Source organism: Altererythrobacter sp. B11 (assembly GCF_003569745.1).
Classification (GTDB): Bacteria; Pseudomonadota; Alphaproteobacteria; order Sphingomonadales; family Sphingomonadaceae; genus Croceibacterium_C.
Window position 1 is genome coordinate 1,820,265 of record NZ_AP018498.1, and the last position, 23,095, is coordinate 1,843,359.

At 64.8% G+C, this 23,095-nt stretch carries 21 protein-coding genes and 1 tRNA gene; 11 read left to right on the plus strand and 11 right to left on the minus strand.

Going from position 1 to position 23,095, the window contains the following annotated elements:
- Window positions 1–42: 42 nt before the first annotated feature.
- Together AEB_RS08735 and AEB_RS08740 are read right to left on the minus strand one after the other, a co-directional pair.
- Window positions 43–1,644, minus strand: coding sequence for a GNAT family N-acetyltransferase (locus AEB_RS08735; RefSeq protein ID WP_442858056.1), 1,602 nt, complete (start codon window positions 1,642–1,644; stop codon window positions 43–45).
- Between the two features lie 25 nt (window positions 1,645–1,669).
- Entirely contained in the window at window positions 1,670–2,893 is a 1,224-nt protein-coding gene (locus tag AEB_RS08740; RefSeq protein WP_119082842.1) for an NADP-dependent isocitrate dehydrogenase, read from the minus strand.
- Window positions 2,894–3,032: 139 nt separating this feature from the next.
- On the opposite strand from AEB_RS08740, the gene AEB_RS08745 reads away from it, so the two are divergent.
- From AEB_RS08745 to AEB_RS08755, 3 genes are all read left to right on the plus strand, one after another.
- Window positions 3,033–3,212 carry a hypothetical protein gene (locus AEB_RS08745; RefSeq protein ID WP_119082843.1) on the plus strand — a complete coding sequence of 60 codons (180 nt, stop codon included), beginning with the start codon at window positions 3,033–3,035 and terminating at the stop codon, window positions 3,210–3,212.
- A 113-nt stretch (window positions 3,213–3,325) separates the two neighbouring features.
- Window positions 3,326–5,326, plus strand: a complete 2,001-nt coding sequence (locus tag AEB_RS08750; protein ID WP_231958969.1) for a BCCT family transporter — start codon at window positions 3,326–3,328, stop codon at window positions 5,324–5,326.
- A 538-nt stretch (window positions 5,327–5,864) separates the two neighbouring features.
- Entirely contained in the window at window positions 5,865–6,083 is a 219-nt protein-coding gene (locus AEB_RS08755) for a hypothetical protein (RefSeq protein WP_119082844.1), read from the plus strand.
- A gap of 85 nt (window positions 6,084–6,168) precedes the next feature.
- Here the strand turns inward: AEB_RS08755 and AEB_RS08760 are convergent.
- Window positions 6,169–6,243: transfer RNA gene (locus tag AEB_RS08760), tRNA-Val, on the minus strand.
- Between the two features lie 89 nt (window positions 6,244–6,332).
- The gene (gene cpdR, locus AEB_RS08765; protein ID WP_119082845.1) at window positions 6,333–6,707 is read right to left on the minus strand and encodes a cell cycle two-component system response regulator CpdR; all 375 of its coding nucleotides are present in this window, start codon (window positions 6,705–6,707) and stop codon (window positions 6,333–6,335) included.
- Window positions 6,708–6,784: 77 nt separating this feature from the next.
- On the opposite strand from cpdR, the gene AEB_RS08770 reads away from it, so the two are divergent.
- On the plus strand, window positions 6,785–7,768 hold the full coding sequence (locus tag AEB_RS08770) for an N-formylglutamate amidohydrolase (protein WP_231958970.1): 984 nt from the start codon (window positions 6,785–6,787) through the stop codon (window positions 7,766–7,768).
- Between the two features lie 238 nt (window positions 7,769–8,006).
- Here AEB_RS08770 and AEB_RS08775 read toward each other — a convergent pair whose 3' ends face one another.
- Window positions 8,007–8,819 (minus strand): SapC family protein, encoded by an 813-nt coding sequence (locus AEB_RS08775; protein WP_119082847.1) that lies wholly within the window; start codon window positions 8,817–8,819, stop codon window positions 8,007–8,009.
- Window positions 8,820–8,898: 79 nt separating this feature from the next.
- Window positions 8,899–10,332, minus strand: coding sequence for an FAD-binding oxidoreductase (locus tag AEB_RS08780; protein ID WP_119082848.1), 1,434 nt, complete (start codon window positions 10,330–10,332; stop codon window positions 8,899–8,901).
- Between the two features lie 132 nt (window positions 10,333–10,464).
- Here AEB_RS08780 and AEB_RS08785 point away from each other — a divergent pair, with 132 nt between their 5' ends.
- From AEB_RS08785 to AEB_RS08805, 5 genes are all read left to right on the plus strand, one after another.
- Window positions 10,465–11,037, plus strand: coding sequence for a hypothetical protein (locus AEB_RS08785; protein WP_119082849.1), 573 nt, complete (start codon window positions 10,465–10,467; stop codon window positions 11,035–11,037).
- A gap of 157 nt (window positions 11,038–11,194) precedes the next feature.
- The gene (locus AEB_RS08790; RefSeq protein ID WP_119082850.1) at window positions 11,195–12,637 is read left to right on the plus strand and encodes a DEAD/DEAH box helicase; all 1,443 of its coding nucleotides are present in this window, start codon (window positions 11,195–11,197) and stop codon (window positions 12,635–12,637) included.
- 242 nt (window positions 12,638–12,879) lie between these two features.
- Window positions 12,880–13,860, plus strand: a complete 981-nt coding sequence (locus AEB_RS08795) for a metal-dependent hydrolase (RefSeq protein WP_119082851.1) — start codon at window positions 12,880–12,882, stop codon at window positions 13,858–13,860.
- 2 nt (window positions 13,861–13,862) lie between these two features.
- Entirely contained in the window at window positions 13,863–15,245 is a 1,383-nt protein-coding gene (locus tag AEB_RS08800) for a cryptochrome/photolyase family protein (RefSeq protein ID WP_119082852.1), read from the plus strand.
- Window positions 15,246–15,285: 40 nt separating this feature from the next.
- Window positions 15,286–16,518 (plus strand): SAM-dependent methyltransferase, encoded by a 1,233-nt coding sequence (locus AEB_RS08805; protein WP_119082853.1) that lies wholly within the window; start codon window positions 15,286–15,288, stop codon window positions 16,516–16,518.
- 9 nt (window positions 16,519–16,527) lie between these two features.
- On the opposite strand, the gene AEB_RS08810 is transcribed toward AEB_RS08805, so the two are convergent.
- The 3 genes from AEB_RS08810 to purF all read right to left on the minus strand — a co-directional run bounded on the left by AEB_RS08810 (window position 16,528) and on the right by purF (window position 19,178).
- On the minus strand, window positions 16,528–16,878 hold the full coding sequence (locus AEB_RS08810; RefSeq protein ID WP_119082854.1) for a PilZ domain-containing protein: 351 nt from the start codon (window positions 16,876–16,878) through the stop codon (window positions 16,528–16,530).
- A gap of 91 nt (window positions 16,879–16,969) precedes the next feature.
- The gene (locus AEB_RS08815) at window positions 16,970–17,698 is read right to left on the minus strand and encodes an SDR family NAD(P)-dependent oxidoreductase (protein WP_231958971.1); all 729 of its coding nucleotides are present in this window, start codon (window positions 17,696–17,698) and stop codon (window positions 16,970–16,972) included.
- 1 nt (window position 17,699) lies between these two features.
- A complete protein-coding gene (purF, locus tag AEB_RS08820) occupies window positions 17,700–19,178 on the minus strand; it encodes an amidophosphoribosyltransferase (RefSeq protein ID WP_119084551.1) in 1,479 nt (492 codons plus the stop codon).
- A gap of 501 nt (window positions 19,179–19,679) precedes the next feature.
- Here purF and AEB_RS08825 point away from each other — a divergent pair.
- Both AEB_RS08825 and AEB_RS08830 read left to right on the plus strand, forming a co-directional pair.
- Complete coding sequence (locus AEB_RS08825) at window positions 19,680–20,297, plus strand: hypothetical protein (protein ID WP_119082856.1); 618 nt, start codon at window positions 19,680–19,682, stop codon at window positions 20,295–20,297.
- Window positions 20,290–21,363 (plus strand): XRE family transcriptional regulator, encoded by a 1,074-nt coding sequence (locus AEB_RS08830; protein WP_119082857.1) that lies wholly within the window; start codon window positions 20,290–20,292, stop codon window positions 21,361–21,363. The genes AEB_RS08825 and AEB_RS08830 overlap by 8 nt, the downstream gene beginning before the upstream one ends.
- Window positions 21,364–21,616: 253 nt before the next feature.
- On the opposite strand, the gene AEB_RS08835 is transcribed toward AEB_RS08830, so the two are convergent.
- Together AEB_RS08835 and AEB_RS08840 are read right to left on the minus strand one after the other, a co-directional pair.
- Window positions 21,617–22,162: a hypothetical protein gene (locus tag AEB_RS08835; RefSeq protein ID WP_145985282.1), complete on the minus strand. Its 546-nt coding sequence runs from the start codon at window positions 22,160–22,162 to the stop codon at window positions 21,617–21,619.
- 146 nt (window positions 22,163–22,308) lie between these two features.
- Complete coding sequence (locus AEB_RS08840) at window positions 22,309–23,067, minus strand: hypothetical protein (RefSeq protein WP_119082859.1); 759 nt, start codon at window positions 23,065–23,067, stop codon at window positions 22,309–22,311.
- Between the last annotated feature and the right edge of the window lie 28 nt (window positions 23,068–23,095).

A 23,095-nucleotide genomic window follows, 5' to 3' on the forward strand; every position in this document is an offset into this window, starting at 1 on the left:
AAATGCGCTTCCTTGCTCGGCGGCAGCGGGGCCGCGCCGGCGTTAGCCGCCGCCCGGCTGCCCCTTGATCCGCGGCGGTTCGCCGTGGAGCACGCCGCCCTTGCCGCCATCGTCCCACTCGATGCGATAGAGATCGAAGCGGCGATCGGCGAGGTTCTTCACCGTGCCTTCCGCGCGGGCCCAGGCGATATCGGCCAGGTTGACGTCGCTGATCGTCAGCGTTTCCACATTCTCGCTCGCTTCGGCGGCAATGCCGTCCCGCGCGAAGGGGAAATCGCAGGGGGTGAGGATGCAGCTCTGGGCGTATTGGATGTCCATATTCGCCACATTGGGCAAATTGCCGACATTGCCGCTCATCACCACGAAGCACTGGTTCTCCACCGCGCGGGCGGCCGCGCAATAGCGCACGCGCATATAGCCCTGGCGGCTGTCGGTGCAGAAGGGCACGAAGATGATCCGCGCACCTTCGTCCACCAGCCGGCGGGCAAGCTCGGGGAACTCGGTGTCATAGCAGATCAGCACCCCGATCGGGCCGCAATCGGTCTCGATCACGTCGATCGAATCCCCGCCCTTGATGTTCCACCAATAGGCTTCGTTGGGGGTGGGGTGGATCTTCTCCTGCTCGTGCACCGATCCGTCGCGCAGGCAGACATAGGCGACATTGTGGATGTCGCCATCGCTCATGCGCGTCGGGTGCGATCCGCCGATGATGTTGATGTTGTATTTCAGGGCCATCTCCGACAGCGCCTTGCGGATCTTCGGCGTGTAGCGGCTCAGCGCCTCGATCGCCTCGATGGGGGAAAGCTCCTCCGCCTCGGCGCTCAGCAGCATCAGCGTGAACAGTTCGGGGAAGAGAATGAAGTCCGATTCGTAATCGGCCGCGACGTCCACGAAATATTCGATCTGGCCGATGAACTCGTCGAAGTCGTTCACCGCGCGTGCCTGCAACTGGCAGGTGGCCAGGCGCACGCTTTCCACCCCGCGCGGCACGCGGTGCTTGGGGCCTTCCTCCTGATCCACATAGGGATTGCGCCACACCATATGCACGGCGAAGGCGCGCGAACGCTTGTCTTCGGGCAGGTAGTTGGTGAGGATTCCGATCGGCTCGAACCCGTTGGCGAGCTGGAAGCGCAGCACCGGATCAGCCTGCTTGCCCGCGAGCACGCGGTCGAGATAATCCTGCGGCCCTTCCACCCGGCGCCACACACGGCTGAGGTTGGGCATGCGGCCGCCGAAGACGATGCCCTTCAGGTCCAGCCGCTCGGCCAGCGCGCGCCGTTCTTCGTACAGGCGGCGGCCGATGCGCGTGCCCCGGGTCTTGGGGTCGACGCACATTTCATAGCCATAGAGCCATTCGCCCTTGGGATCGTGGCGCGAACCATAGCCGTTGCCGGTGATTTCATCCCAGCTGTGGGGGGAGAGGGCGATCTCCCCCGCGATGCGCATGGAGGCGCAATAACCCACCAGCCGGCCATCCAGCACGGCGATGAAGCAGCCTTCGGGATAATTGTTGATCTGCCCGCGCAATTCGCTGCGCGTGTAAGGGGGCAGATCTTCATAAGCCCGCCGGACGAGCGCGGCGATTGCCGCCACATCGCCCGGCCGGGCCTGCCGTATTTCCAGCCGCGCCTTGCTCTTGGTCATCAGGCGGCGGCCTCCGCGTGGTGCCTCAGGCCCAGGATTCCATCTCCTTTTCCAGGCCTTGCACGATCGCTTCGAAGAACTGCTCGGTGGTCATCCAGCTCTGGCTCGGGCCGATCAGCAGGGCGAGGTCCTTCGTCATCTTCCCGCTTTCGACGCTGCTGATGCAGACCTTCTCCAGCGTTTCGGCGAACCGCACCACATCGGGCGTGTTGTCGAACTTGCCGCGATACATCAGGCCGCGGGTCCAGGCGAAGATGCTGGCAATGGGGTTGGTGCTGGTGGACTTGCCCTGCTGGTGCTGGCGATAATGGCGCGTCACCGTGCCATGCGCGGCTTCCGCTTCCACCGTCTTGCCGTCAGGCGTCATCAGCACCGAGGTCATCAGGCCGAGCGAGCCGAAGCCCTGCGCCACCACGTCGGACTGCACGTCGCCGTCGTAGTTCTTGCAGGCCCAGACGAACTTGCCGCTCCACTTGAGGGCGCTGGCCACCATGTCGTCGATCAGGCGGTGCTCATAGGTGATGCCCGCTTCGGCGAACTTTTCCTTGAAGCCTTCGGTCTCGAACACTTCCTGGAACAGGTCCTTGAAGCGCCCGTCATAGGCCTTGATGATCGTGTTCTTGGTGGAGAGATACACCGGCCAGCCGAGGTTGAGGCCGTAGTTGAAGCTCGCCCGGGCGAAATCGCGGATCGAATCGTCGAGATTGTACATCGACATGGCAACGCCGCTGGCCTGGAACTGATAGACCTCGCGGTCGATCACCTCGCCATCGTCGCCTTCGAACACCAGCCGCAGCTTGCCGGGGCCAGGAACACGGAAGTCGGTGGCCCGATACTGGTCGCCGAAAGCATGGCGGCCGACCACGATCGGATCGGTCCAGCCCGGCACCAGCCGCGGGACGTTGGAGATCACGATCGGTTCGCGGAAGATCGTGCCGCCCAGGATGTTGCGGATCGTGCCGTTGGGGCTCTTCCACATCTGCTTGAGGTGGAATTCTTCCACCCGCGCCTCGTCCGGGGTGATGGTGGCGCATTTCACGCCCACGCCATACTGCTTGATCGCATTGGCGGCATCTACGGTGATCTGGTCGTCCGTCTCGTCGCGCTTCTCGACCGAAAGATCATAATATTTCAGGTCGATATCGAGATAGGGGAGGATCAGCCGTTCGCGGATCCACTGCCAGATGATCCGCGTCATCTCGTCGCCGTCGATCTCGACGACCGGGTTTACGACCTTGATCTTCGCCATGCGGTGGAATCCTGCTGCCTGATTGCGCCAAATATGGGCGCGTCTTAGGCAGCGGCGCAGGGGGATGCAAGGCGGCGCGCCAATTTGCGGGCGGCGGATTTGCTCGCGCAGCGGAGCCGCGTGCTTTAGCCTGCCACGGGTGCAGTCGTTTCTTGAAATCTTCTGGGCCGTGGTGGTGACGCTGACGGGCGCGGTGCTGTTCGGTGCGGCAATGGCCGCCGGCGTCGCGGTGCTCTGCGGCGGGGCGGTGGCGGGCTGCCTCTATGCCTGTTCCCGGCGGCGCGGGCGCAAGGGCGGCCGGGGCGGCGGGCGGCGCTGAGGCTCGCCAGGCGGAACGCCAGCGGACATCGCGCGCTCTCCCATTGCCGGCCCGAAAAGTCTGCAACCAGCCGCGACTGCCCCCGTCCCCGTCCGGCAGATGCAGGAAGCGCAATGAGGAGACATGATTTGCCCGATCCGGTGCTGAAGGAAGCCGCATCCGCCAGCCGAATGCGGATGAAGGTGAACCCTCCGGTGTTCTTCGTTTCGGCCGGGCTGATCCTCGCCTTCGCGCTTGCCGGGGCGCTGTTTCCGGTTCGCGCGGGGGAGGCTTTCACTGCGGTGCAGGGCTTCATCGTGCAGGATTTCGGCTGGCTCTACATCGCTTCCGTGGCGGGTTTCCTGATCTTCGTGATCTACCTGATGCTGAGCCGCCATGGCGACGTGCGGCTGGGGCCGGACGATAGCGAGCCCGAATACAGCTATGTCTCGTGGTTCGCGATGCTGTTCAGCGCCGGCATGGGCATCGGCCTCGTGTTCTTCGGCGTGGCGGAGCCGATCCAGCATTATGCCAGCCCGCCCATCGGGGAGGGCGGCACGGTGGAGGCCGCGCGCCAGGCCATGGTGCTCACCTTCTTCCATTGGGGCCTGCACGCATGGGCGATCTATATCGTGGTCGGGCTCGCGCTGGCCTATTTCTCCTTCCGCCGGGGCCTGCCGCTCACTATCCGCTCCGCGCTCTACCCGCTGATCGGCCGCCGTATCTACGGGCCGATCGGCCATGCGATCGATATCTTCGCCGTGCTCGGCACCATGTTCGGCGTGGCGACTTCGCTCGGGCTCGGCGTGCTGCAGGTGAATGCCGGCTTCGCCTATCTGTTCGGCGTGCCGATCGGCACTTCGGCGCAGCTGATCCTGATCGCCTCCATCACCGCCATGGCCACGCTGTCGGTCTTCCTCGGGCTGGACAAGGGGGTGAAGCGGCTGTCGGAACTGAACATCATCCTGGCCGTGGTGCTGCTGGGCTTCGTGCTGTTCGCCGGTTCCACCGTGTTCTTGCTGCAGGCCTTCGTGCAGAACATCGGCGCCTATCTGGGGGCAGTCGTGCAGCGCACCTTCCGCATGTATGCCTATGAACCCAATCCGTGGCTGGCGGACTGGACGCTGTTCTACTGGGGCTGGTGGATCGCCTGGTCCCCCTTCGTGGGAATGTTCATCGCGCGGATTTCGCGCGGGCGGACGATCCGCGAATTCATCGGCGGCGTGCTGCTGGTGCCCGTGCTGTTCACCTTCCTGTGGATGACGGTGTTTGGCAACACGGCCATCTCGCTCGACATGTCGGGCGCGGCGCCGATCGCGCGCACGGTGGCGAACAATCTGCCCGTCGCCCTGTTCGAAACGCTGCAGCACCTGCCGCTCTCCGCGATCACCTCGCTGGTGGCGACGCTGCTGGTCATCACCTTCTTCGTGACCTCGGCGGATTCGGGCGCGCTGGTGATCGACATGATCACTTCGGGCGCGGCGGAGAATCCGCCGGTGTGGCAGCGCATCTTCTGGGCCGTCTGCGCCGGCGGCATCGCCGCGGTGCTGCTGGTGGCGGGCGGGCTGGAGGCGCTGCAGACAGCGGCCATCGCCAGCGCGCTGCCCTTCGCCGTGGTGATGATGTTCATCTGCTACGGCCTGTTCCGCGCCTTGCAGATGGAGCGGGAAGGGACATCCACCGATCTTTCGCTGGCGCAGGCCGAAACCGCCGCGCCGGAGCTGGGGTGGCAGCAGCGGCTCACCTCCATCATGCATCATTTCGACGAGGAGGATATCGCCCGCTTCCTCGCGGAGACCGCCCAGCCGGCGCTGGAGGATGTGGCGGCACAGATGCGCGAGAGCGGCTATGCTCCCGAACTCACGCAGCACGGGGACCTGCTGGAGCTGACCATCCCCCACGGCGATCGGGGCAGTTTCCGCTACACGATCCGCAACCGGCCGTTTCTGCTGCCCAGCTTCGTGTGGGCCGAACCGCGCAAGGCGCAGGATGCCGAGCCGCGCCATTACCGGGCGATGGCGCACACCTCGGAAGGCGACCAGCCGCATGATGTGACCGGCTTCACCCGCGATCAGCTGATCCACGATCTGCTCAACCGCTACGCCCGCTTCCGCCACACGCGCCGCATTGCCTGAGCGGATGGGGAAGAATGAGCGGTGATCCTGGCCCGGGCGGTCTGCGCGAGCCCGCGGTAACGCCGGCGACGCCGCCCTGTCAGCACCCGCTTGCCCAGGGCCGATAGTGTGCTGACGGAACGGCGCGCGCGATCAGCGAAAATATGGTTAAAAAAACTCTTGGCGAACGCCGCCTCGGCATGCTTTTGTCTCGTTTCGGGATACCGGGGGGAATCTCAGATGGAGCGAGTTGAGTCGTCGGGCGCCGAGTGCGTCGGTGGGGAAGTTGGTTCTGCGGGGCAGGTCATTGCCAACGGTTTACGCCGGATGGCGCAATGGATCGACGGCCTGCTTGTGCTCGTGGATTCTTGTCAGCAGCGCGAAGGGGGCGACCCGAATTGCCAGCCCGGCAATCGCTGCTCAGCCTGCCACAGAGAAGAGATTTTCTGATGAAGGCCCGGCCCGGTTCCTCATTCGGGCCGCTAGCAGCCCGGCCCCTGCGGCCTTGTTCATTCCTCGGCATGTCCCTGCTCGGCGGCCTACTCCGCAAGCGCCGGCCATGACCGGCCTGCGGCCGGTCCTCGACGCCTATCTGGCTGGCATATTGCTCGTCGCGAGTGTCGTCATCGCCCTTGGCGCAGGGAAGGGTGACGCGCTGAGCTTCGCGCTTTTCGGCCCGGTGATCGCCCTGCTCGTGCTTCTGGCCACGCCCGTGGTGTGGCTCGCACTAACGTTCGAGGAGTTGCTGGCCCGGGCGGCGGGTCACGACCGGGCATAGGGCCAGGCTGCGGATCAGACCACTCGCGCCTGCCATGGGGCACGAAAAAGCCCGCCTATCCCGTTGGGATGGCGGGCTTTTCGAATGGTGGGCGTAGGAAGGATTGAACTTCCGACCCCTGCGATGTCAACACAGTGCTCTACCACTGAGCTATACGCCCGAGCCATTCGGAGCCGGTCGGCAAGGCCGCTCGGCAGGCGGGCCAATTAGCGCCGGTGCGGGCGCTTATCAAGCCCGCATGTTGCGGGGTCAGAGAGAGGCGGTTGCCACATCCTCGAACATGCGTTCCACTTCCATCACCAGATCCTTCAGGTGGAAGGGCTTGGACAGCATCTTGGCCCGCGGCGCGTCATTGCCGCCGCGCAGGGTGACGCCGGCAAAGCCGGTGATGAACATCACCCGCGTACTCGGGCTGATTTCGGCGCAGCGCTGCGCCAGTTCGATGCCGTCCATCTCGGGCATCACGATGTCCGACAGCAGCAGGTCGAACCGCTCGGTCTCGATCAGGGGCAGGGCGGCCGTGCCGCGATCTACGGCTTCAACCGAATAGCCCGCATTCTGCAGGGCACGCGCAAGATAGGTCCGCATTGCTTCGTCATCTTCGGCAAGCAGGATGCGGATCATCTTATTCTTCCCCTTTGTGCGGTGCGACGCAGACCCAATACCCGGCGGGTGTTTATGAATCTCCAAGAGTTTCCGGAGTGGCCAGCTTTGACACAGCCGGGATAAGCGGCCAGCCTGAACGGATGGTGGACATCTCAACCGGGCCGGCCGATTCGCTGCGGCAACGCGGCGGCCGGATACCGGGAAGCGCCGGCCAGCCGGCCTGGTCGCTGACTCGTTTCGACCCCCCGCCGATCCCCGTCCTGATCGCGGCGCCGCATGGCGGGCGGACCTATCCGGCTGATCTTGCGGGGCGAATGCGCCATGCCGCCGCCGCCAGCCTGCGGCTGGAAGATCGCTTCACCGATCTGCTGGCCGAAGCCGTGGCGCGCGAAACCGGCGCCACGCTGCTGGTGGCGCACGCCCCGCGCGCGATGATCGATCTCAACCGCTCGCCCGAGGATATGGACTGGGAGATGGTGGCGGGCGGCGCGCCCGATGGCAGCGGCAGCCTGGCCGCCGGGCGGCGCGCCCGCAGCGGCCTCGGCCTCGTTCCCCGGCGGCTGCCGGGCATGGGGGAGCTGTGGAGCCGGCTCATGACGCGGGAGGATCTGGAAGCGCGCATCGCCCATGTTCATCGCAGCTATCACGCCGCGCTGGCTGCACAGCTGGAGGCGCTGCGCGACCGATGGGGCGCGGCCCTGCTGCTCGATCTCCATTCCATGCCGCCGCTCGGCCCCAAGACCGGGCGCGATGCTGCGCCGGACTTTGTAATCGGCGATCGCTTCGGCGCGGCCTGCGATTCGGCGCTGGCCGCGGTGGCCTTCGATCATTTCGCTGCCTCGCGGCGGCCCGCGGCGCACAACCGGCCCTATGCCGGCGGCTATGTGCTGGATCGCCACGCCGCGCCCGCGCGGGCCCTGCATGCCATGCAGGTGGAGGTGTGCCGCACCGCCTATCTCGATTCGCACATGCAGGATCCGGGCCCGGGCATGGTGGCAGTGGTGGAGGTGCTGGCCGGCCTCGTCCGTCGGCTCGCCGGAGAGCTGGCTGCGGGAGCGCGGGCGCAGGCCGCTGAATAGCCATAAAAAAACCGCCTCGCACATAGAGCGCGAGGCGGCCAAGGTTCAGGGAGGAGGTACGCCGGAGCGTACCTATCCAACCGGGCCATGAGGGGAGCGCCGGCCGGACCAAGTCAATCTAGGCCTTGCCGCATAATGTTCAAGGGCCGGCGATCGCTTTCGCGACCGCCGGCCCTTGAGCGTCGATCATTTGTGCCGTTCGGCAGCGATTCAGGGGCGGCCCGTGCCGCCCGCGGGCTCAGCTGTTGGCCGGCTCGATGCTGATCGGCGCGTCGGCGCTCTGCGCATTGGCGGCGCCGGGGCCCTTGCCCTGGGCGCTCTGCTTGGCGAAGATCACGCGCATCATGTCGAGCGAGAAGAGGTGGGCGAAGATCAGCGGCAGCAGGCCGATCTCGTTCCACTTGCGCAGCTGGTCGCCGCGCAGTTCGCGCAGCTTTTCCTGGTTCACCATCTGGAAGCCGCGATAGATGAAGGGCTGGTCCGGCCGGTCGTTGCGCTGGATGGACACTTCGCCTTCCATCAGCAGATCGTGCTTCTTCAGCTCGTCCATGAAGGCCTGGGTGCGCTGGCCCGCTTCCTCGAACCGCTCGCAGAACTGCAGCAGGTTCTTCGTATGCTCGGACGCTTCCTCGCCCGCGAACAGCGGCTGGCCGTCCTCGAATTCGCCCAGCAGGTCGCTGGTCGGATCGAAGCACAGCGACATATTCTCGCTGTTGGGGTTCAGCCGCGCGAGCAGGAAGGGATAGCGGCGGATATAGGCGGGGACGTAGAACTCCTCCAGCGCCTTGCCTTCATCGTCGAAGAATACGTTCACGCCTTCGTTCAGGCCCATCAGCGCCAGCGGAACCGGATTGTCGCCGGCGGAGAACACGATCGGGAAATCGCGCTGCGCCTGGGCGAATTCGTCCACCGTCACGGGAATGGCGTGCTGACTGCCGACCCAGCCGGCCCGATCCACGGAGCGCGCCTGCCACTTGGCATGGTCGCGGCTGTTGAGCGGCATCAGGTCCTTGTAGAACAGGGGCAGTGGGGATTGCGGCGCGCTGGCCATCGGCTCTCTCCGGCAAGTGTAGTCTGGATACGGGGCGCGGCCCCGGCTCAATGGGGGGCGGCTTTAGAGGCCTTGCCGGTCAGGTGCAAGGCGGCACGAGTTTCCCCGGATTGAGCAGGCCGCGCGGATCGAGCGCCTGCTTCACCGCGCGCAGCACGGCTAGCTGGACGGGATCGCCCACCCGGCCAAGCTCCTCCACCTTGAGCTGGCCGATGCCGTGTTCGGCACTGATCGAGCCCTGCCATTCGCGCACCAGATCATGCACGAAGGTGCTGATCTCCTTGCCCTGCGTGGCTTCCCAGCGGCCCCGCTCTGCCCCCGCCGGGGCGAGGACGTGGAAATGGACATTGCCATCGCCCAGATGGCCGAAGGCGATGCCCCTGGTGCCGGGGAAGCGCGCTTCCACCGCCGGCACCGCTTCCGCGACGAAATCCGCCATCCGCGCCACCGGCACGGAGATGTCGTGCTGCATCGCCGGACCCAGCGCGCGCTCCGCCGGGGCGATCTCCTCGCGCAGGGCCCAGAACTGTTCCGCCTGCGCTTCGCTGGCGGCGATGGTCGCATCCTCCACCAGCCCCGCTTCGAAGGCGCTTTCGAGCAGGGTCTGCGCCAGCGCGGGCAGGGCGTCGCGCCCGGCGCTGTCGGCCACCAGTTCGATCAGCGCATACCAGCCATGATTGCCCTGCAGGGGGGAGCGGGCCGCGGGATTGAGCTTCAGCACCGCGTCCAGGCTGTGCTGCGGCAGGATCTCGAAGCCTTCCAGCGCCTGGCCCGCCATCGTCTCCGCATGCAGCAGCAGCTTGCGGGCATCGCGCACATCCGCCAGCCCGGCCCACAGCACGGCGCGCTCCGCCACTGCCGGCTCCAGCTTCAGTGTGGCGGCGGTGACGATGCCCAGCGTGCCTTCGGACCCGATCAGCAATTGCTTGAGATCGAAGCCGCGATTGTCCTTCTTCAGCGGCACCAGCACGTCCAGCACACTGCCATCCGCCAGCACCGCCTCCAGCCCCAGCACCTGCGCGCGCATGGAGCCGTGGCGCAGCACCTGCGTGCCGCCGGCATTGGTGGAGATCAGCCCGCCCACCGTGGCCGAGCCCTTGCCGCCGAGCGAGAGGGGGAAGCGCAGCCCCTGCGCCTCTGCCGCTTCGTGCAGCACCTGCAGGATCACGCCCGCCTCGCACACCGCCTCGCGCGCGTCGGCGTCGATGGAGCGGATCGCGTTCATTCGCCGCAGCGAAAGCAGGATCGCCGTGCCGCTGGCATCGGGTGTGGCGCCGCCCGACATGCCGCTGTTGCCGCCCTGCGGCACGATGGGCACGCCATGTTCCCCGCAAAGCCGCACCAGCGCGCTCACTTCCGCCGTGGAGGCGGGGGAGGCGAGGGCGAGCGCCCGCCCGGTGAAGCGCCCGCGCCAATCGGTCAGCCAGGGGGTGAGCAGTTCGGGATCGGTGGTGAAGCCGCGCGGGCCGAGCAGGGCTTCGGCCTCGCCAAGAAAGAGCGCGTGATCTGCCATGGCGCGGCTTTGCCAGCGCGGCTGCGTGCTTGCAAAGGGCATTTAGGGGGTTAAGCCAGTATTCAATCGGATGGGTCAACAAGGGGGCATTCCGGCTGCCGATGCAGCCGCGGGGATCGAACCAGCTGCCGCATGAACAGCCCTGCCATCTTGCTTGCGCCGCTTGCGCTATTGCTGTCCGCGCCCCTGCTCGACCAGCCGGCCGCCGTGCCGCGCGCGGGGCAGGAGGCGGCGGAGAGCCCGCAGGGCGCGCTGCCGCCGATGGGCTTCCAGCGCCCGGTGGCAGAGCCGCTGCGCGTGCTGGAAAATGCCCGCCACCGCCCCGATCCGGAGCAGGTGCGCATCGAGCAGCGCGTGATCATCCGCATCCTTCCCGGCCCGCCCAGCGTGCGGGAAGAGCAATTGGCGGACCTGCCCCGGCGCCCCCTGCCGCAGCGCTATCAAGAAGAGGAGCTGAAGGGCTGCGTCCCGGTGAACGCCATCGTGGCGACCCAGCCAGCGAGCGAGGACCGGCTGCTGCTGTTCATGCGCGACCGGCGTATCCTGTCCGCCGCGCTGGAACGGGCCTGCAATGCGCATGATTTCTATTCCGGCTTCTATATCGACCAGCCGCAGATTTGCGGGGGGCGCGCAAAGATTCAGTCTCGCACCGGATCGCGCTGCAAGGTGGAGCATCTCAACCGCCTCGTTGCGGTGAGCGATTAAGGGTGCGCGGCGGAGGAAATACGGGCCTTCCCTCATCCGCGATTTCTTGACTTTCCGCCCTGCCAGTGCATAGGGCGCGGCGACTATGGCGGCGCCGATCCCGGCGTCGTGCTTGACCAGCGGATCAACCGCTCCCGATCCGGACATAACGCGCCTTATGAACTTTGCCGATCTCGGCCTGTCTGACGAATTGCTGCAAGCGGTGGAAGCCGCGGGCTATACGGAGCCGACGCCTATCCAGGCGCAGGCCATCCCCCAGGTCCTGATGATGAAGGATCTGATCGCCATCGCGCAGACGGGCACCGGCAAGACGGCCAGCTTCGTGCTGCCGATGATCGATATCCTGGCCGCCGGCCGGCGCCGGGCGCGCATGCCGCGTTCGCTGATCCTGGCCCCCACCCGCGAACTGGCGGTGCAGGTGGCCGAGAATTTCGAGAAATACGGCAAGAACCACGACCTGAAGATGGCGCTGCTGATCGGCGGCGTGCAGATGGGCGACCAGGTGAAGGCGCTGGACGAAGGGGTGGACGTGCTGATCGCCACGCCTGGCCGTCTGATGGACCTGTTCGAACGCGGCAAGATCCTGCTCACCGGCTGCGAGATGCTGGTGATCGACGAGGCGGACCGCATGCTCGACATGGGATTCATCCCCGATATCGAGACGATCTGCGAGAAGCTGCCCACCAATCGGCAGACGCTGCTGTTTTCGGCCACCATGCCGCCGCCGATCAAGAAGCTGGCGGATCGGTTCCTGACCAATCCCAAGTCGATCGAAGTGGCGCGGCCCGCCACGGCCAATATCAACATCGCCCAGCACAAGGTGCCCGTATCCGCCCGCCGCAAGCGGGAAGTGCTGCGCCACCTGCTGAAGACCGACGACGTGCAGACGGCGATCGTGTTCGCCAACCGCAAGACGACGGTGCGCGAACTGAACAAGAGCCTGCAGAGCTATGGCTTCCGTTCGGGCGAAATCCATGGCGACATGGATCAGTCCAGCCGGCTGGCCGAACTCGCCCTGTTCAAGAGCGGCGAGATCAACATTCTGGTAGCGAGCGACGTCGCCGCGCGCGGGTTGGACGTGAAGGGGGTGAGCCATGTGTTCAACTTCGACACGCCCTGGCATCCTGACGATTATATCCACCGCATCGGCCGCACCGGCCGCGCCGGCGCGAAGGGTCGTGCCTTCACGCTGGTGACCAGCGAGGACGCCGAAGCGATCGCCAATGTGGAGAAGCTGACCGGCATCGCGATCCCGGTGTTTGAAGCGGGCGAAGGCGAATCCGGCGGCGGGAGCGAAAGCCCGGCGGAGAAGCCCAAGCGCGGCCGCGGCCGGCGTAGCGAAGGCGCCGAGGAGCGTGAGGCGGAACGGCCGAAGCGCAGCAGGAGCCGGCGCAGCGAAGCGGTTGAGGAACACGAGGCGGATCAGCCCGCGGAGGATCGTGAGGACGATCGGCGTGAGGACCAGCCGAAGCGCGAAGCACGCAAGCCGCGCCGTGAGACCCGCCGGCGGGACGAGCCCGCGGCTCCGGCGGAGGAGCCGACCGCGCCCGGCGAGTGGAACGGCCCGGTCCCCGGTTTCCTCAATCTCTCGGCGGGCTGAGCCCGCCTTTCCGCGCCAGCGCCCCGGCCTGCCGCCGGCGGCTGGAGAATGAAGCCTCCAAGGCTGTCCTAAACCGCCGCTCCGTGCCATGGAGCGGGCGATGAACCTTGCGTTGTTGCTCGCCGCCACCCGCTTTTCGCCCGCGCCGGAGCCGCTTTTTGCCCGGCCCGGTTTTCTGCCGAATAACCCTGTTCCACGGCGTTCCAAGCGTGCACCAGCTGCGACGAACGGAGTGGCCGCGCATGGATAATCTCACCCACAGCCTCGTCGGCTGGGCGATCGGCCAGGCGGGCCTCAAGCGCCGCAGCCGCAAGGGGCTGGCGGCGTTGGTGCTGGGCGCAAATATGCCCGATCTGGATGTATTCTTCGGCTGGGCGCCCTGGGCACCGCTCGCCATGCATCGCGGCTTCACCCATGGCCTTGTGGGCGGGGTACTGCTGATGCCGCCCATGCTGGCGGGCTTGCTGTGGTTGCTCGATCGCTGGCAGCTGCGGCGCGGCGCGCGCTTCGCCAGCGGGCTGGAGATGCATTTCGGCTGGCTGGTGGCGCTCAGCTATATCGGCGCGATCACGCACCCGCTGCTGGACTGGCAGAACAGCTATGCGGTGCAGATGTTCTCCCCCGCCAGCAACGCGTGGTTCCATAACGACAGCCTGTTCATCATCGACGTGTGGATATGGAGCGGGCTGGCTTTCGCCATCTGGCTGTCCCGTCGGCGCGAACGGCGCGGCGCGGCGCATTGGGGGCGGCCGGCGGCGGCGGCAGTGGTCGCGCTGGTCTGCTACATCGGGTTCAATTCGGCGATCACCGCCCGGGCGAAGGCGGCGGTGCGGTCTGCCCCCTATGGCGCGCCTGAGCGTATTTTTGCCACTCCGCCGCCGGTGCTGTTCTGGCGCCGCGATCTCACCTGGCGCAGCCAGGGCGTGATCCGCTGGGGCCAGTTCGATCCGCTGGCGGGCGGCGGCCTACGTTCCGTCAGCGAGCCCGTGGCGGACAATATGGCCGATCCCCGCGTGCGCCGTGCGATCGCGATGGACGCCGGGCTGCGCGATTTCCTCGCCTGGTCCACCATGCCGATGGCGAGCGTGGAGCAAAGCCGCTGCACCGCGGCCATCCGCTTCGGCGATGCGCGCTTCGCCGATCGGCGCACGGCGTCCCAGTTCACCCGCATGGTCGCGGTGCCGACCGGGGGAACCGGCTGCCCGCCGCCGGCGTCTGAATGACCATGGCCGAACCCCGGATCGTCTGGCTGCGCCGCGACCTGCGGCTGGCTGACCAGCCTGCATTCTTCGCCGCCGCGCAGGCTGGCCCGGTGATCCCCGTCTATGTGCTGGATGACGATCGGCCCGGCGATCACCGCATGGGCGGCGCTGCGCGCTGGTGGCTGCACCATTCGCTCGACGCGCTCGGCCGTGGCCTCGGCCGCCACCATTCCAGGCTGGTGCTGCGCCGGGGCGATTGCGTGGAGCAGTTGTGCCGGCTGGCGAAGGAAACCGGCGCGGCGGCAATCCACGCCATCCGCCATTACGAGCCCTGGTGGCAGGATGCGGAGAAGGAGCTGGCCGGGCGTGTCTCGCTTTGCCCGCATGATGGCAATTACCTCGCCCCGCCGGGCGCGGCGCGAACGGGCGGCGGCGAACCCTACAAGATCTTCACCCCCTTCTACAAAGCGTTGCAGGAGCATTTGCCGCCGCGCGATCCGCTGCCCGAACCGCAGCTGAGCCGCCCTGAAAGCTGGCCGGATAGCGACACGTTGGAGGATTGGGGCCTGCTGCCGTCGCACCCGGACTGGGCCAGGGGCTTCCGCCACGCGTGGGATGTGGGGGAAGGCGCGGCTCACGCCCGGCTGGAGGAATTTCTCCAGAGCGTGGCGGATTACGAAACCGATCGGAACCTGCCTTCGGTGGATGGCTCCTCCCGCCTCTCTCCCCATCTGCATTTCGGGGAGATTTCGCCCGCGCAGCTGTGGCACGCGCTCTCCGGCCACCGGGGGGAGGGGGCGGCGAGCTTCCGCCGCGAGATCGGCTGGCGGGACTTCGCGCAGAATGTGATCTGCCAGTTCCCCGATTATCCGCGGCGCAATTACCGCCAGCAATTCGATCGCTTCCCCTGGCGCGATCCCGCCACGGACGATGCCGCCCGGCACGACCTGCGGGCGTGGCAGCGGGGGCGCACCGGCTATCCCATCGTGGATGCCGGCATGCGCCAGCTGTGGACGATGGGCTGGATGCACAACCGCGTGCGGATGATTGCCGCCAGCTTCCTCATCAAGCATCTGCTGATCGACTGGCGGCAGGGGGAGCGCTGGTTCTGGGATACGCTGGTGGATGCCGATTACGGCAACAACGGCACCAATTGGCAATGGGTCAGCGGCACGGGGGTGGACAGCCAGATGTTCGGGCGGATCATGGCGCCGCTCGGCCAGTCGGAGAAGTTCGATGCGGCAGGCTATATCCGCGAATGGGTGCCGGAGCTGGCCGATCTGCCGGATGGCGAAATCCACGACCCCGAAGGGCTCTGCCGCCCGCGCGATTATCCCGCCAAGCTGATCGGCCACCGCGAGGCGCGCGAGCGGGCGCTGGCGGCCGCTGCGCGCATTCGGGATTGAGCGGGTTGCGGGGCGTGGCGGCCGGGTTCATAGGAATCGCATGAGCGGCGAGGGCGCGCGCAGAGGCAATATGCTGCTCGAGGCGGGGCAGCGTTTCGGGGCCATGCCCGGCCTGTTCGCGCGGCTGTTCGCCCCCGGCTTCCACAAGATGCTCGACCGGCTCGACAGCGGGCTGGTGAGCGGGGAAATCCTCGCCCAATTGCCCGATGGCTCGCAGCGGCGGTTGGGCGGGCGGGCCCCCGGCTTTTCCGCAGAGGTGGCGATCACGGACTGGCGCGCCCTCCTGCGCCTCGCCACCGGCGGTTCGGCAGGCTGGTATCAGGCATGGGAAGCGGGCGAATGGTCCAGCCCCGATCCGGTGCCGCTGTTCGCCCTGTTCATGGCCAATGGGGAAAGCTTGGGGGAACTGGGCCGCGCCAAGGGGCCATGGCGGCTCGCCTCGCGCATGCTCCACTGGCTCAACCGCAACACGCGGGTGCAGGCGGAACGCAACATCCACGCCCACTACGATCTGGGCAATGATTTCTACGCCGCCTGGCTCGATCCCACGATGAGCTATTCCAGCGCCTACCATTTCGATGGCGATCTGGAGGCGGCGCAGCGGCGCAAGTGGCAGCGGCTGGCGGACCGGCTGGGGACGCCGGGCACGCTGCTGGAGATCGGCTGCGGCTGGGGCGCGCTGGCCAGCCATTTCGCCGCTCGCGGCGCGCAGGTGACGGCGATCAGCCTGTCGGACGAGCAGTTGGACTGGGCGCGGGCGCATCATCCGGGGGTGGATTTCCGCAAGCAGGACTATCGCGATGTCGCCGGCCAGTTCGATGGCGTGGTCAGCGTGGAGATGGTCGAGGCGCTGGGGCGCGAATACTGGCCTGACTATTTCGATTGCCTGGCGCGCAATCTCCGGCCGGGGGGCCGCGCGGCGATCCAGTTCATCGCCCTGCGGGAGGAATTGTTCGATGGCTATGCCCGCAATGCCGATTTCATCCAGGCCTATGTCTTCCCCGGCGGGCTGCTGATCCGCACCAGCGAATTCCGCCGCCTGGCGGAGGAGCGCGGGCTTGCCTGGCAGGACCAGGAGGATTTCGGCCTCGACTATGCCGAAACGCTGAAGGCTTGGCGCGCCCGGTTCGACAGCGCCGTGGCCGAAGGGCGCCTGCCCGCCGGCTTCGACCGCCGGTTTCAGGGCCTGTGGCGCTTCTACCTGATGTATTGCGAAGGCGGCTTCCGCGGCGGCGGCATCACCGTCAGCCAGGTCACGCTGGTGAAGCGTTGAGGGAAGGGCTCAGCCGCCGAACATGGTGTTGTTGCCGCTGTGCCGGTCGATGATCGCATCATGCACAATGGGGTTCAGCAATTGCGCAAAGGCACAGCCGCAGCGATTGTCGTCCCACCAGATCACCTCTGCCTGCAGGGCGGCGAGGCCGGGCAGCGTCAGCCAGCAGACCGAGCCGGGATGCAGGCGCGTGATGGAGGTTGCGGAAAAGCCGGAGAGCGAAAGATCGTTCACCACCGTCTGGAACGGCCGCGCGCCGGACGGGCGAAGCTGGGCGGGGATGGCGATCTTGGTACGCGGGGCGGAGCGATCTTCCTGCGCGGCAATATCGTAGCGGCCGAACGCATTCTGCAAAGTCATGGCCTTGGTCCCTCAGCGGAAGGCATGCCCATGCGCGCCTTGCCTGCCGAGGAAACAACGAATCGGGTTACTTTCGAGTTAAAATCCTCGCTTAACGGGCGTTTTCCACCCGCTCGCGATGCAGCGTCGGGAAGTCTTCCAACAGCATCTGCACGATCCGCCCGGCCACATCTTCCGGCGGCTTCACGGTCTGCGGATCCTCGCCGGGATAGGCGCGCGCGCGCATTTCCGTGCGCGTGGCACCCGGATCAAGGATCGCGACCCTGGTCTTCGAAATGTTCTGCACTTCCTGCCCATAGCAGGACAGCAGCGTGTCGAAGGCAGCCTTGCTGGCGCCATAGGCGCCCCAATAGGCGCGCGGTTCAGCCCCAACCGAGCTCGTCAGGCCGATGACGCGGCCTGCATCGCTGCGCTTCAGCAGCGGATCGAAGGCCGCCAGCAGGGCCTGCGTCGCCAGCACGTTCAGCGTCAGCGCCTGGTTGAAGCCTTTGGACTCGATCTGGGTGACCGGCATCAGCGCCGGCAGCATGGCGGCATTGATCACCAGCACGTCCAGCCGGTTCCACCGTTCCGCCACCGCAGCGGCAAGGCGAGCGATCGAATCGCTCTCGGCCAGATCCATCGGCGCGATCGTGGCGGTGCCCCCGGCTTCGTGGATCGCCTCTTCCACATCTTCAAGGTCGCGCGTCTTGCGCGCGGTGATCACCACATGCGCGCCCGCAGCGGCGAGAGCGCGCGCAGTTGCCGCGCCGATGCCGCGGCTGGAACCGGTGACGAGCGCCACGCGCCCGGCAAGCGGCTTGTCGTTCGTATCTGTCATATCAGGCAACCGGTGCGGCGTCGGCGGGGAAGGGCAGCTGCGCCTCCGTCGCGCGGCGATGGCGCAGATCCGTCAGCGGAGTGGGGTAATCCCCGGTGAAGCAGGCATCACAATATTGCGGGCAGCTGGCGTTCCGTCCTTCCAGCCCGACTGCGCGATAGAGACCGTCGATGGAAACGAAGGCCAGGCTGTCGGCCTGGATGAAGGCGCACATCGCGGCGACATCCATCCGCCCGGCCAGCAGCTTGGACCGTTCGGGCGTATCCACGCCATAATAGCAGCCATGGCCCGTCGGCGGGCTGGCGACGCGGAAATGCACTTCCTTCGCCCCCGCATCGCGCATCATCTGCACGATCTTGAGGCTGGTGGTGCCGCGCACGATCGAATCGTCGATCAGCACGATGCGCTTGCCTTCCACCAGCAGGCGGTTGGCGTTGTGCTTGCGCTTCACGCTGGCGTGGCGCGCGCCGTCGGACGGCTGGATGAAGGTGCGCCCGACATAATGCGAGCGGATGATGCCCAGCTCGAAGGGAATGCCCGATTGCTGGGAATAACCGATTGCCGCGGGCACCCCGCTGTCGGGCACCGGCACCACATAATCGGCCTCGACCGGCGATTCCTTCGCCAGTTCGATGCCGATGTGCTTGCGCGATTCGTACACCGACCGCTCGTTGAAGATCGAATCGGGCCGGCTGAAATAGACATGCTCGAAGATGCAGGGCCGGCCGGGGCCGTCACCGAAGGGGCGATGGCTGCGGATGCTGCCGTCGAAATCCACTTCCACGAATTCGCCCGGATCGATCTGGCGGATGAACTCCGCGCCCAACACGTCGAGCGCCACGGTTTCGCTGGCGAACACCGTCGCATCGCCCAGTTTGCCCATCACCAGCGGGCGAATGCCCAGCGGATCGCGGCAGGCGGCCATGCCTCGCGGCGTCATCACGATCAGCGCATAGGCGCCTTCGACCAGCCGCAGCGCATCCACCAGCTTATCCAGCATGGTGGGGTAGCGGCTCGTGGCGACCAGATGGATGATCACCTCGGTATCGGAGGTGGACTGGAAGATCGCCCCCTTCTGCACCAGTTCCTGGCGCAGGTGGCGGGCGTTGGAGATATTTCCGTTATGCGCCACCGCGAATCCGCCCGAGGCGAGATCGGCATAGAGCGGCTGCACATTGCGCAGGCCGGCACCACCGGTGGTGGAATAGCGCACGTGGCCGGCGGCCATATGGCCGGGCAGTTCGCCCACCGCTTCGCCGGTGGAGAAATTTTCCGCCACATGGCCAAGGCCCCGCCGGGTGAAGAACTCCGCCCCGTCGAAACTGGTGATGCCCACGGCCTCCTGGCCGCGGTGCTGAAGGGCATGGAGGCCGAGCGCGCATACCGCAGCGGCCTCGCTCGCACCGATGACGCCGAACACGCCGCACTCTTCGCGCAGCTTGTCGCCGTCCCGGTCTTGGAAGGGGTGGGTGAGGTTCATCGTTTCCGTTGTCGGAATGGCCAGCCGCCGCCCCAATGGCGATGTTGCGGGATGATTACAAGAGGCGCGCCCGGATTGCCGGTGGAGTTCGCCTCCAAGCCGTGCGCCGAAACCGGCGTGGGTGTTCGATGACATATATAGCGAATAAATGGTCGGGGAGAGAGGATTCGAACCCAGAATAGCTCTCAACCGCAACCGCAGATTTCCGCGGGTTTTGCGGAATTGCCTGGCTGTTGTGCAGGGCTTGTGTGCGGGTGTCCAGTGGTTGCTCGGCAATTGTCCCCGGCCGCCTTACCAGTCGGCGCTCATCCACGCTCCGATTAAACAGCGAGCAGGCTGGCAAACTCGGTTTTTCTCGCTAGGATTTGATGCACGCAGATGTCGCTAAGAGCAACGCACAAAGGTGCCTAGAACCAGCCCAGGAATAATTGCGGAATAAAATATCTTGGATTGGACAGGATTTTGTGCTAGGCGCTTACTCTCAACTACGGAGTTCGGGCATTGGCGGCAATTCGCACGGCAGAGGACGCACAAGCGGAGATCGGGCATCATTTCGCTTCTTTGGTCCAGATAGCGCAGGACGTTCACAGCGAGTTGCGCATCGATTGTCGGAAGATTGCGACTTTCATCGGTCGCGGCACGCGGGCGGGCATCTATCGCGACGCTTTCGTCCGAAAACTTCGCGACTACTGCGACCAGCCGAGCAATGGCGCGCATCTTCACAAGAAGAGCCAGCTCGTTTTGGTGGGGCTGGAAAGCAAGTATGCCTTGCGCGTCAAGCAGCTCGCCGCCGGTTTTTCCGTCGGGGTTAGCCCGACCCACGCCTCGGAACTCTATGATAGCAACGAAATGCCAGCCTACGCGAGCGATCTTTTTGCTGACGCACCGGAGGTGACGTTGCTCTATTTGGGGTGGAGTCTGCCCGAGAACGCGCCCAATCAGATCAATCTGTATTTGGTCTGCAACAATTCCAATCGCGAAGTGCTCTGGGTCATTCCGCTGGGCGACAATGATGAGGGCCGTGGCATTCAGGCTCCGCTTCCTGTCGAAAACGACAACGGCGACGACTCTGGCATCCGCGTCCGGGTGAAGCGCGACAAGAAGCGAGATCATGGATAAGCCATTCAACGGGAGCCTGTTGGCTCTTGGGCGGCAAATTCGTCGCAAGAGCCAGGCGGAGCTTGTGAAGCTGCTTGACGGTGCCCTGACGCAAGGGACGCTGTCGAAGCTTGAGCATGGACGCATCCAGCCGCAGCCGGAAATTGTCGCGAAGCTGGCGGAAGCATTGCAGCTCCGCGAGAGCTTTTTCTATCGGAGCGCATATGTCCGCGAGCCTATGGTCAGCTACCATAGGAAGCGCGCGAAGCTTGCTGCCAAAGATCAGGATGCCGTCCACGGTCTGGCAGAGGTGTTCCGTCTCAATTTGAAATCCCTGTTGGATTCAGTCGAATTAGATATGACGCTTCCGCCGCTTCCCGCTGTGGACCCTGATGAATATGGGCGAGACATTGAGGAAATTGCGCGTCTGCTACGGCAGAGATGGCAGTTGCCGAAAGGGCCGATCGAAGATCTGACCAAGCTTGCTGAACGGGCTGGTATCGTCATTATGGCTTTCGATTTCGGGAGCGAGTTAATTGACGGCTTCTGTCAACATTCCTGTGACGGGCTCCCGGCAATAATTTATATAAACTCGAACCAGCCAAAGGACCGCTATAGGTTCAGCTTGGCCCATGAAATCGGACATTTGATTTGCCACCAAACGCCGCATCCCGAACAAGAGATTGAAGCCAACCGTTTCGCGTCTGAGTTTCTCATGCCAACGCGCGAAATTCGAAACGACTTTGAACCCGTTTCGCTCTCGAAATTTATGGATCTGAAATTGTATTGGGGAACCTCTATGCAAGCCCTAATATACAAGGCCTGGCAGGTCGGATGTCTGTCAGATCGAATGAAGAAATACTATTTTATTGAAATGTCTAAGCGGGGATTCAAGAAGCGGGAACCGGTTGAGGCTACCCATTTACGGGAAGAGCCCACTACACTTCGTTCAATTATACAAGCTCACCTGACAGAGCTGGATTACTCGGTCGATGATCTTGGAGAAATATTTGGACTTTTGTCAAGTGATGTAGAGGCTCTCTATCCTGTGCCGCGCGCGAAGCCTCAACTTCGTTTAGTTAATTAAGTCTCAAACAATGTGGTTTGCTGCCTATATCGACGGCAAACCAGTCGTTGTCGTGGTAGACAAGCCGGCCAGCAGGCTAGCTGATAGAGGTTAGGGGTAGGTTGCGGATCATCTCTGATAGAGGCGGTGAGCGTGTCGCGCACTTCTGATCTATGAATATGCCGTTCGTTACGGCAACGAACCTCGACGCAATATTAGCATAGGCTTGAGCAGGATGGCGCGCTGCACAAATGCGGCGCGCCATCGTTTCTCGTTAGGAATAGGCGTGAAGGGCACTATTCCCCGCCGTCGGAGCGCGTTCGTATGGCTCTGTCTTCAGCCGTCGAAGGCGCCGATAATTCAGGACGACTTCGTATTCGTGCCGGTCCATCGTCACTGTGTAGATAGCTGCTTTCGGTATCTGAGCGGTGGCGACAACCGGCGACGGCACATCAATTTGTCTGTGCCCGCGTGCGAACTGACGGGCGATATCGAGATCGGTCGTCCATGCCAATCCGCGAACCCTGTCGGACGAGCAGCCGCGATAGACGGTGACCACGCCCGGTAGGCCGTCATAGAACTCCTTGTCCTTGCCATCCAAGAAGGGGGCTGCGGGGGAATTGTGGTCAAGAAAATCCTTCAATATCGTGCGCCATTCCCAACTGGCATCCGCCGTCGGCCAGCCTAGCTGGAAGATGCGCCAAAATTCTTCCCGATTCTGTGCGTTGACCAGCATTTGGAACATGATCGACACGGTATTCTCCGAGCCGCCGGCCTCTGGTCCCCATAAGCGCCGCCCGATTTCAGCTTTTGTCAGCATGCAGTATTCCTTGTTCAACGACATCGATGTTGTCGGCCGTCATCGTGCGGACAAAACTTTAAAAATCCCTGCTTTACCTCCACGGATTAAGTGTCTGCGCACCGAGCTCGCAATTTCGCGAGTTTGTCGGTTTATGACGCCGTTTCTCACGCGACGTGGTCGTATCCGTCAGCAATTTGTCGGTGCAGCTGGTCGGCATAAGTGCGCAATTCGTTGGCAAGCGAATGCTCCGGCCGTCGGCGCAGAAACCCCTCAATCAAGCCAATGATGGCAGGCTCTAACCGCAGGCCGTCTGTGCCTTGTGCGACCAGCCAGCCGAGTTTGGCGACCGACAGCAGCAGACAGTCGAGTTCAACGTGGTCCCGTAGGTCTTGCCATGCGTCGGCGCTCACCGGCCGCCGAACGCCCGGCTTCGCCGCGACCAAGTTGAACGGCACGCCCATCCGAAGCAGCACCTGTGACAGGTGGCTCCATGTTCTGCCCCCACCTTTCAACATCAAACCAAGGTCAAGGTGTGGACGTGGCCCGCGCCTGCCTGGCTGATCGAGCATCTGTGGCGGCAGACGCAGGCCATACGCAAGACCCGCGAGCAGCAGCACGGGAATATCTGTAGCCAGCCCTCCGAATGTGACGATCGGCTTGCCCTCGTGCGCGCGCAGATAGTCGAAGAGCTGGGCGACTACCGCCTCCTCATCGCCCCAATCGAACTCGTTCCAGCTGGCCACCTCGCCAGTCGAAATTCGGCCTTCGTCGTCGATCGAAAACTGGAACGCAGCTGCTGCCATGACCTTCTTAACCGCGACCGCTCTGCGTTTCGATTTCTGATCCATCGCACGATGGGCCTGGTGAAGGTCCTGATCCCAGTGAAATTCGCAGTCGAGCGCAATGTAGCTTTGCTTCGCCATGTATGTTTTCCTTTCCTTGGTTATTGAT